This window comes from [Clostridium] symbiosum ATCC 14940, from assembly GCF_000466485.1.
In the GTDB taxonomy this organism is placed as follows: Bacteria; Bacillota; Clostridia; order Lachnospirales; family Lachnospiraceae; genus Otoolea; species Otoolea symbiosa.
On sequence record NZ_KE992794.1, the window covers coordinates 1 to 8,961 of the forward strand.

The 8,961-nt window shown below is 47.3% G+C and carries 7 protein-coding genes; 5 read left to right on the forward strand and 2 right to left on the reverse strand.

Annotated elements, in window-relative coordinates; translation table 11 throughout:
• Positions 1 to 149 precede the first annotated feature (149 nt).
• The 4 genes from CLOSYM_RS00610 to CLOSYM_RS00625 all read left to right on the forward strand — a co-directional run bounded on the left by CLOSYM_RS00610 (position 150) and on the right by CLOSYM_RS00625 (position 5,442).
• Positions 150 to 1,736 (forward strand): ATP-binding protein, encoded by a 1,587-nt coding sequence (locus CLOSYM_RS00610; protein ID WP_021640547.1) that lies wholly within the window; start codon positions 150 to 152, stop codon positions 1,734 to 1,736.
• 1 nt (position 1,737) lies between these two features.
• The gene (locus tag CLOSYM_RS00615; protein ID WP_021640548.1) at positions 1,738 to 2,439 is read left to right on the forward strand and encodes a response regulator; all 702 of its coding nucleotides are present in this window, start codon (positions 1,738 to 1,740) and stop codon (positions 2,437 to 2,439) included.
• 113 nt (positions 2,440 to 2,552) lie between these two features.
• Complete coding sequence (locus tag CLOSYM_RS00620; protein WP_044902016.1) at positions 2,553 to 3,863, forward strand: NCS2 family permease; 1,311 nt, start codon at positions 2,553 to 2,555, stop codon at positions 3,861 to 3,863.
• Between the two features lie 271 nt (positions 3,864 to 4,134).
• Positions 4,135 to 5,442: an NCS2 family permease gene (locus CLOSYM_RS00625; protein WP_044902017.1), complete on the forward strand. Its 1,308-nt coding sequence runs from the start codon at positions 4,135 to 4,137 to the stop codon at positions 5,440 to 5,442.
• Between the two features lie 135 nt (positions 5,443 to 5,577).
• On the opposite strand, the gene CLOSYM_RS00630 is transcribed toward CLOSYM_RS00625, so the two are convergent.
• Both CLOSYM_RS00630 and lepB read right to left on the reverse strand, forming a co-directional pair.
• Entirely contained in the window at positions 5,578 to 6,897 is a 1,320-nt protein-coding gene (locus tag CLOSYM_RS00630) for an aspartate kinase (RefSeq protein ID WP_003498042.1), read from the reverse strand.
• 91 nt (positions 6,898 to 6,988) lie between these two features.
• Positions 6,989 to 7,693, reverse strand: coding sequence for a signal peptidase I (gene lepB, locus CLOSYM_RS00635; protein WP_003498041.1), 705 nt, complete (start codon positions 7,691 to 7,693; stop codon positions 6,989 to 6,991).
• A gap of 137 nt (positions 7,694 to 7,830) precedes the next feature.
• On the opposite strand from lepB, the gene CLOSYM_RS00640 reads away from it, so the two are divergent.
• A complete protein-coding gene (locus tag CLOSYM_RS00640; RefSeq protein ID WP_021640551.1) occupies positions 7,831 to 8,895 on the forward strand; it encodes a DUF3810 domain-containing protein in 1,065 nt (354 codons plus the stop codon).
• Positions 8,896 to 8,961 lie beyond the last annotated feature (66 nt).

Sequence of the window (8,961 nt, forward strand, 5' to 3'; positions counted from 1 at the left end):
GCTGGCCTGCGGCGGCGTCCTCACCTGCTTAATTGACATTGGGTGTGAACAGTAATCCCGGCAGCGGCACAGGCGCACAGGTGCTTATACTTTCTTTTTATGAACAGGCATGGTAAAATACAGAAAAACAATTGAAGGATGATAAACCAATGATGAAGCTGCGCACAAAAATCACATTGCTGGTATGTTCAGTTGTAATAGCGATTTTGCTGCTGAACCAGTATCCGGTATCTATGAGTCTGAAGCAAACGGTCATGAAGGCCGGTGCCTCTGCTCTGATGGATATTACAACCCAGTTATCGAGTTCCCTTTCGGCGGCTGACGGAGATTTCGGCAAAGATACGGCAGTTCTGAGAACATTGGCCCGGCAGGCAGAGGAATGTACAAATTGTTCCGGTGTCGCTATTTTCGACGATAAATTCCGGCTTCTCTACAGCACTCCGGGACTGAAGCCGGACGAGACGGCGTTAAAGAAATATAAAGATGAGCTTCTCCAGGGGAAAAAGCAGTATGATATCGTTTCTGAGGGAAAAAGCGACAGCCTGATTTATGCTGCCTGTCCCATTTACAGGTCAGACGGCACCTTACAGGGAAGCATACTGTCAACGCTGCAGTATTCGTCCAATCATAGAGAGCTGCAAAAGGCACAGAGGGATTTAAACGCGATGACGGTGCTGGTAATGCTGATTGCACTGATTTTTGTCTGGGATCTGACGGACAATGTCAAGGGAACCATGTTCAATTTGGAACCGGTGGAGATAGCACAGCTTTTGGTTGAGAGGAATATACTGATTGACGCTGTACGTGACGGAATTCTTTCTGTGAATCAGAACGGAGAAATTACGCATGCGAACCGGACTGCACGTCTGATGTTTGAAAAAGCAGGCCAGCCATTTGATGACGGCGATGCCGGCTTTGTGACATTGTTCCCCCAATTTTCACTGCAGAATATATTGAACGGAAATCAGCCGATTTATGATAATGAACGCAGATTGGGGACCGACAGCTTTTATGTTAATTTTATTCCGATTAAAATCTCACAGCCGCAGCACGAGAGCCTGCTGGTAACCTTCCGCCCCAAGCAGGAAGTAGTCCGGTTCGCTGAAAATATTACCGGAGTAAAAAGCTATGTTGAAGCACTGCGGGCGCAGATGCATGAGTTTAATAATAAACTGCAGGTGGTTTCAGGCCTGGTTCAGGCTCAAAATTACACGGAATTGGAAACCTATATACACGGTGTTGTGCATTTGAAGAACAGGGAGCTGCAGCAGATCAGCGGCAAAATCGAGGATCCTACGCTGGCGGCATTTCTGGCCAGCAAGTTTGACAGGGCCTCCGAGCAGAGAGTCGATCTTGTACTTACGGATCGTACCGAACTGCTAGGGCGGCTGACGGAGGAGCTTTTGCAGGATCTGATTCTGATTGTGGGGAATTTGCTGGAAAATGCTTTTGACGCTTTGCAGGGATGTGCCATGAGGACAGTGGCGCTGGAGATTGTGGAGACCACCGAGGAAATTTATATCTCTGTCTGGGACTCCGGTCCGGAGATTCCGGAAAAGCTGCGGGAGAATATCCTGGAGTATGGAGTCACCACCAAAAAGGACGGAAACGGGATCGGCCTGTTTTTGGTGAATCAGGCCTGTGAACGTTATAACGGATATATTACAATAGTCAGCGAGGCAGGGGATGGAACTGAATTTACCGTACATATCCCCCGCATGAGAGAGGAGGAATGACATGTACCGGGTATTGATTGTTGAAGATGATCCGCAGGTTGCGCAGATTAATTCTGATTTTTTAGAACAGTCCGGTTTTGAGATCGCGGGAGTGGCCGCGAATGAACAGCAGGCACAGGCGCTGCTGCGTGAGACGCAGATCCAGATGATTCTGCTGGATATCTACCTTCCCGGGAGCAGCGGTTTGCATATTCTTAAGCAGATCAGGGCGGAAAACCGGCAGGTGGAGGTGATTATTATTTCAGCGGCCAAGGACAGCCTCCAAATAAGGGAGGCATTTCGGCTGGGATGCCTGGATTACATCATCAAACCCTTTTCTTATGAACGTTTAAATGATGCGCTGAAAAAATATCTGCAGAAAATGCAGCTTCTTCAAAAGAATTTTCTGGAACAAAAAGAGGTCGATTTGCTGGCATCCCATCAGCCGGCCGAGGAGGAAGAGACATCTCCCAAAGGAATTGACAAATCGACGCTGAGCTTGGTCTGCACCTGTATTTTAGCGGTAGAAGGCTGGTTCGGAGTACAGGAAATTTCGGAAGAGGCGCATATTTCGAGGGTATCCGCAAAAAAATATCTGGATTTTCTTTGCGGACAGAAACTGCTGCAGCAAACCTATGTTTATGGCAACAAGGGCCGTCCGGCTAACCTGTACCGGCTTACGGCAGCGGGAGAGGCTGCTCTGCACCGGCAAAAGCAGGATTGACTTCCATTTAGTTTAATTTAAAAAAGCAAAAATAACTTTCATAATATTTACAATTTGCCGAAATGCGCTATGATGAGACTATCAGCAGGAGAAACGGAAAGGAGCACTTGGGAATGGCCCGATTTTACAATCTGTGTGAACGTCGCTTCCAGTTAGGACAGAATAAGACCAGTATACGTACGGAAATTCTGGCTGGTGTCACAACCTTCGCAACGATGTCCTATGTGCTGGCTACGGTTCCCAATATGCTGAGCAATGCCGGGCTGCCCAAAGGAGCTGTCCTGACGGTACTGATTATAATGATTTCCGTTTGCAGCATAGCCATGGCGCTATATACCAACAGGCCGTTCTGCCTGGCTCCGGGAATGAGTTCTGTGGCTATCGTCAGTTCTATTTTTGGAGAAGCAGGGATACCGGTTGAGGTAGCCTTTGGATTGATTTTTTTAAGCGGTATTTTGTTTGTAATAATTTCTTTTGTTGGTCTTCGGGAATTGGTGGTCAAAGCAATCCCTGCCAGTGTCAAATTTTCGATCAGCGCCGGAATTGGCCTTTTTATTGCGCTGATGGGGTTAAAGACAGGGGATGTCGTGGTGGCCGGGAACTCCAATTCTTTGGCGTTCGGTAATTTAAATTCTCCGAAAGTATTTTTGTTCGTACTCGGCTTTGTTGTACTGATACTATTAGAGGTACGGAAATTCCGCGGAAGCATGATTGTTTCCATTCTCGTGGTAACCTTACTTGGCATTCCGCTTGGAATCACCACTGTGCCGGAAACTATGCTCAATTTTCCTGCGTCCGTAACGGAGATTGTCTTTAGAATTGATATCCGGGGGGCGCTGAAGCCGGAATACCTGCCATGGCTGTTTACATTTTTCGTTCCGGATTTCTTCGGAACGATCGGTATCCTCCTGGGGGTGGCAGACCGGGCGGAATGGCTGGATGAAAAGGGAAACATGCCGGGGATTGAAAGATGTTTTAAAGTTGATTCTTTGTCCACCGTGGCAGGCAGCCTGTTCTGTATGCCGGTTATGACGACGTACCTGGAATCCGCCAGTGGAGTGGAGGACGGAGGACGGACCGGAATGACATCCATCGTTGCCTCAGTTCTGTTTGTGCTGATGCTGCTTTTTACGCCATTGGCTCTGATGATTCCCAGTGTGGCCACAGGGCCTGTGCTTACCTATATCGGTTTGCAAATGCTTAATTCCATGAAAAATATTAATTATGACGATAAAACAGAGTCAATACCGGCCTTTATTGCGGTGTCCATGACCATTTTTACAAATAATATTGCCAATGGGCTTTCTCTTTCCATTCTGTCCTACGTGTTATTAAAAGCCGCCGTTGGTAAATGGAGAGAAATTCACGTTTCCTTATACGGGCTTTCCATATTCCTCGTTTACTATCTCACTACCCTGGCCTGATATCTGCTATTTATTTAATTGTGAGAGAAATTTAATTCATTTCTCTTTACATATAGTTCAGCTGTTCTTAAGTTACAATAACGCGCACCGTGATGCACAAAAAGCAGTAAAAAGCTATTTTGCACTGTATGACCCGGGATATTTGTGTGAAACAGGTTTTTCAATTTCTTCGCGGGATACTGCCTGTGAACTGTAATGTCCTAAGCGGCTGGAAACCTGGGCTGAGGCTCAAGTATGGATTCAGATTATGATTAACAACAGGAGGGAACAAATGAGTAGTATTGGCAGTGTATTAGAAAGCAGATTCAAGCTGAAAGAAAACAAAACGAATATCCAGACAGAAGTTCTGGCGGGCGTAACCACCTTTGCCACAATGTCTTATGTTCTGGCAACCATCCCCAATATGCTGGAGCAGGCGGGACTTGTGAGGGGAGCGATTTTAACTGCGCTTATCTGTGCGGTGGTCATATGCAGTGTGGCTATGGCGCTGTATACCAACCGGCCGTTTTGCCTGGCTCCCGGTATGAGTTCCGTGGCTATCCTCAGTTCTGTCGGCTCTATGAATATGACCGTGGAGGTGGCATATGGCCTGATTTTTATTGAAGGTGTCATTTTTGTAATTATTTCCTTTGCCGGGCTCCGGCAGATTATTGCTACCGCCATTCCTGCCAGTATAAAAATTTCTCTCAGCGGAGGTATTGGCCTTTACATCGCGCTGATTGGTTTGAAATCCGGCGGCATTATTATGGCCAGTGACAAAAACACCCTGATTTTCGGCGATTTAGGTACGGCAAAAGCCCTGATGTTTGGGATTGGTTTTTTGCTTGTTCTGATATTTGAGGCGCGCAAAATCAGAGGCAGCATGATTCTTTCTATTCTTATTGTAACGATAATCGGAGTTCCTCTGGGGGTGACCACACTGCCCACAAGCTTACTGAACCTTCCCAGCGGTATAGGTGATGTCTCATTCAGAATTGATATTCTGGGTGCGCTGAGGCCGGAATATTTACCGTGGCTTCTGACGTTCTTTGTTCCGGACTTTTTCGGTACCATGGGTATTATTCTGGGTGTTGCCAATCAGGCCGGATGGCTTGACAAAAACGGAGATATGCCGGGCATTGAAAAATGCTTTAAGGTAGACTCCCTCTCAACCGTAGCCGGAAGCTTTTTCTGTATGCCGGTTATGACCACATACCTGGAATCTGCCAGCGGTGTGGAGGACGGCGGAAGAACCGGCCTGACTGCCATTGTAACCAGCATTCTGTTTGCCCTGATGCTCCTCTTTACCCCGCTGGCGATGATGGTTCCCGGTGTGGCTACCGGACCGGTCCTGACTATTATCGGTTTTCAGATGCTGGGCTCCATGAGAGGGATCGATTACGATGACAAAACAGAATACCTTCCTGCGTTTGTTGCCGTTGCTATGACTGTTTTAACTTATAACATCGCAAACGGCATGGCACTGGCTATCATTACATATCTGGTCCTCAAGCTGTCCGCAGGCAAGGCTAAGGAAATCCCCACTCCCATGTATGTGGTAGGACTGTGTATGGCATTTTATCTGTATACCCTGATTTAGCATAAATTAAAATTCGATGGAGATGCCGCAGAGCGGTATGAATGTGCGATACGGGAAGGAGGCTGACCATATTATATGATCAGCCTCCTTCCCGTATCGGCAGCTACGAACTGCCGTAACGAATCTATTAATTTCTTAAATCTCAGCCGTGATAAAAATATCATATATTGCTTTGATTGCCGGTTCAAAATCATCATTCTTAACACCGATAATGATGTTCAGCTCGCTTGAGCCCTGATCGATCATCTTGACATTGACACGGGCATGGGCCAGAGCGGAGAAGATCCTGCCGGCTGTGCCGCGGGCAGATTTCATTCCGCGTCCCACGACTGCAATCAGGGCCAAATCAGCCTCCAGATCTACAAAATCAGGCTGAACCGCACGGTGGATTCCGGCTATCACAGACTGCTCATAGTCCACGAACTCATCCTGATGCACAAAAATCGTCATGGTATCAATGCCGGAAGGCATGTGTTCAAACGAGATTCCATACTGTTCAAAAACATCAAGCACTTTTCTGCCGAAGCCGATTTCGGAGTTCATCATGGCTTTTTCAATATTTATGGAACAGAACCCTTTTTTACCTGCAATACCCGTGATAACATATTTGGGTTTGCGGCAGGTGCTTTCCACTATCAGAGTACCGGGATCCTCGGGTTTATTGGTGTTTCGGATGTTGATTGGAATACCTTCCTTGCGTACCGGGAAGATTGCATCCTCATGAAGAACGCTGGCTCCCATATAGGCAAGCTCACGAAGCTCCCGGTATGTAATCGTTTCGATTGGCACCGGATTCTCCACGAGGCGCGGATCGGTCACCAGGAATCCGGACACATCGGTCCAGTTTTCGTAGATATCGGCGTGAATGGCCTTCGCTACAATGGAGCCTGTGACGTCTGAGCCGCCTCTTGAAAAGGTTTTAATGGTTCCGTCCGGTTTGGAGCCGTAAAAGCCCGGGATAACGGCACGGTCGATATGTTCAAGACGCTGGGATAATTCCTGATCCGTTTTGTCAGCCAGAAAATTTCCGTTATCATCAAAGAATATCGCTTCCGCCGCATCGACAAATTCATAACCGAGGTAATTTGCCATGACGATTCCGTTCAGGTACTCTCCCCGTGAGGCAGCGTAATCACGGCCTTTTTTGGCAATGAAATTTTCTTCGATTTTCTTGAATTCAAAATCCAGGTTCAGATTGAGTCCCAGGCCTTCGATGATCTGCTCATAGCGCTCTTTGATTTTAGAAAAGATTTTACCATAGCTTGCGCCGGTTGATGCCGCATCGTAACAGGCATAGAGCATATCCGTTACTTTTTCATCCGTTTTGCTGCGTTTGCCCGGGGCAGACGGTACGACATAACGTCTAGCCTTGTCGGAACGGATGATTTCGCCTACTTTTTTAAACTGCTTCGCGCTGGCAAGGGAACTGCCGCCGAATTTCACAACTTTTTTCATAAGTTCCTCCCTCGTATTGTAGGATAAAAAATCACTTACTATTTTAATTAAATATTTTGATAGCTATTTTAATATCTTTATCACGGATGCTCTATTCAAGTTTCCTGATTTTCGGGAAATACTGGAACAGGACTTTGGCAACCAGCTGATCCTCCGTTACATATTTGATTTTCCAGCGCCTGGAATCATTGGAGTAGTTCCGGTTATCTCCCATCATGAAATAGGATCCTTCAGGGACTTCATAGTGCTGGGGCGGCTCTTCCTCCATCTCTTCATGGAGATAGGGCTCATCCAGAGGCGTATCGGAACCGTTAATGTAGATTTTCCCATCTATGATATCTATGGTGTCGCCCGGCATTCCGATTACACGCTTGACATAGTAGGTGGTAATCCCTTTATACGCATCATCGGGATAGACAAAGATTGCGATATCACCACGTTCCGGTTCGCCGAAGGTGTAGGATAAACGGGAACCGATTACCCGGTCGCCCGGCATAATCGTAGTTTCCATGGAGCCTGTCGGCACCTGGCTGTTAGCGATAATGTAGCGGTCAATAACGAAGGCGATAATAGCCGCTGTGACGAGTACCTGTATCCAGCTTATAATTTCGGCTTTCCAGTTAAATGGTTCTTTTCCGTTTTTATCTTTTGACGGCTTGCCTGTATCCGCCTCCCAGCCACCGGTTTCACTGCCGACCGTATTTTTTGTCAGTTCCCGTTCCAGTTCTTCTGCCAGAGCGCCGGGCGCTTCCGGCTGCTGGGGGTCCTCCGGTTTATTTTCTTCTATATTTTTCATGGTATCTCCTGTTTGACGAATGAGTTTAGTTTGCAATATAATAGTGTATATGAGTTTTTTTGATTTATCAAGTTTTTTTAAAGAAATTTCGCAAATGATAAGGAATTTTTCAGTTTTTCATGACGAAGGGGTAAAATATGGGAGGAAGAAACAGGAAAAACAGGGAAATGAGGCTGCTTTTGGCCGGAGGAGGCCTTCTTATAATCTCTGCCGTCCTGCAGGTTCTGGCAAGAAAGACCGGCTGGTTCGGACAATGGTATGCACAGTGGGTTTATCCCTGGCTTTCAGGGACTTTAGCCCGCTTTTTTGGTTTGTTCCCCTTCCCGGTCGGTGAGCTTCTTCTCTATTTCCTGCTTATCTCCTGCGTTTTATACGGCTTTTGTCATCTGGGGCAGTGGAAAAAGATAGTATCCGGAACGCTTTTTCTGATTTCACTGCTCTTTTTTATCTATACGGTCAACTGCGGAATTAATTACTACCGCCGTCCATTTTCCGATTACCTGGAGTACAGGGCAGGAAGATACTCTGAAAAAGAGCTGGAGGAACTGCTTGGATGGCTGACGCAGAGAGTGAACGCAGTTTACACGGAGACGGGCGGTCAGGAGCGCCGGAAGGTGCAGAACGAGGCTGTGAAGGCGATGGAAAAGCTGGGAGAACAGTATCCCCAGCTTGCCGGTTATTACCCAAAGCCCAAACCCGTTCTGTTTTCAAGGCTCCTTTCAATACAGCAGCTCAGCGGCATTTACTCCCCGTTTACGGTGGAAGCCAACTATAATGCAGAGATGACGCCTTATAATATTCCCCACACTGCATGCCATGAGCTCTCACATCTGAGAGGGTTTATGAGGGAGGATGAAGCCAACTTCATCGGATTTCTGGCATGCGTTGGATCGGAGAATCAGGAATACCGGTACAGCGGCTATCTGATGGGATGGATTTACGCGGGAAATGCACTGGAGTCGGTGGATCACGAGGCTTATGCAGGATACTGGGACATGCTGCGACCGGAGGTTCAGGAGGATCTGCGCGAAAATACGGCATTTGGGGACCGGTTTGATACGAAGGTGTCAAAAGCGGCGGAGACGCTAAATAATACGTATTTAAAAGCGAACAGCCAGTCCGACGGGGTGAGAAGCTACGGCAGGGCGGTAGATCTGATGCTCGCATGGTATCAGTCGGAGGAACCCTCCTCAGGGCCTTAGTAACAGTTCAGACGGGAGTACTGAGACCTGATTGGAGATTTAACTGAGGTGTGGAGGACGCGTCCG

Excerpts from the sequence above, each read along its gene's own strand:
- CLOSYM_RS00610 (WP_021640547.1), top strand. The coding sequence starts at position 150 with ATGATGAAGCTGCGCACAAAAATCACATTGCTGGTATGTTCAGTTGTA.
- CLOSYM_RS00615 (WP_021640548.1), top strand. The coding sequence starts at position 1,738 with ATGTACCGGGTATTGATTGTTGAAGATGATCCGCAGGTTGCGCAGATT.
- CLOSYM_RS00620 (WP_044902016.1), top strand. The coding sequence starts at position 2,553 with ATGGCCCGATTTTACAATCTGTGTGAACGTCGCTTCCAGTTAGGACAG.
- CLOSYM_RS00625 (WP_044902017.1), top strand. The coding sequence starts at position 4,135 with ATGAGTAGTATTGGCAGTGTATTAGAAAGCAGATTCAAGCTGAAAGAA.
- CLOSYM_RS00630 (WP_003498042.1), bottom strand. The coding sequence starts at position 6,897 with ATGAAAAAAGTTGTGAAATTCGGCGGCAGTTCCCTTGCCAGCGCGAAG.
- lepB (WP_003498041.1), bottom strand. The coding sequence starts at position 7,693 with ATGAAAAATATAGAAGAAAATAAACCGGAGGACCCCCAGCAGCCGGAA.
- CLOSYM_RS00640 (WP_021640551.1), top strand. The coding sequence starts at position 7,831 with ATGGGAGGAAGAAACAGGAAAAACAGGGAAATGAGGCTGCTTTTGGCC.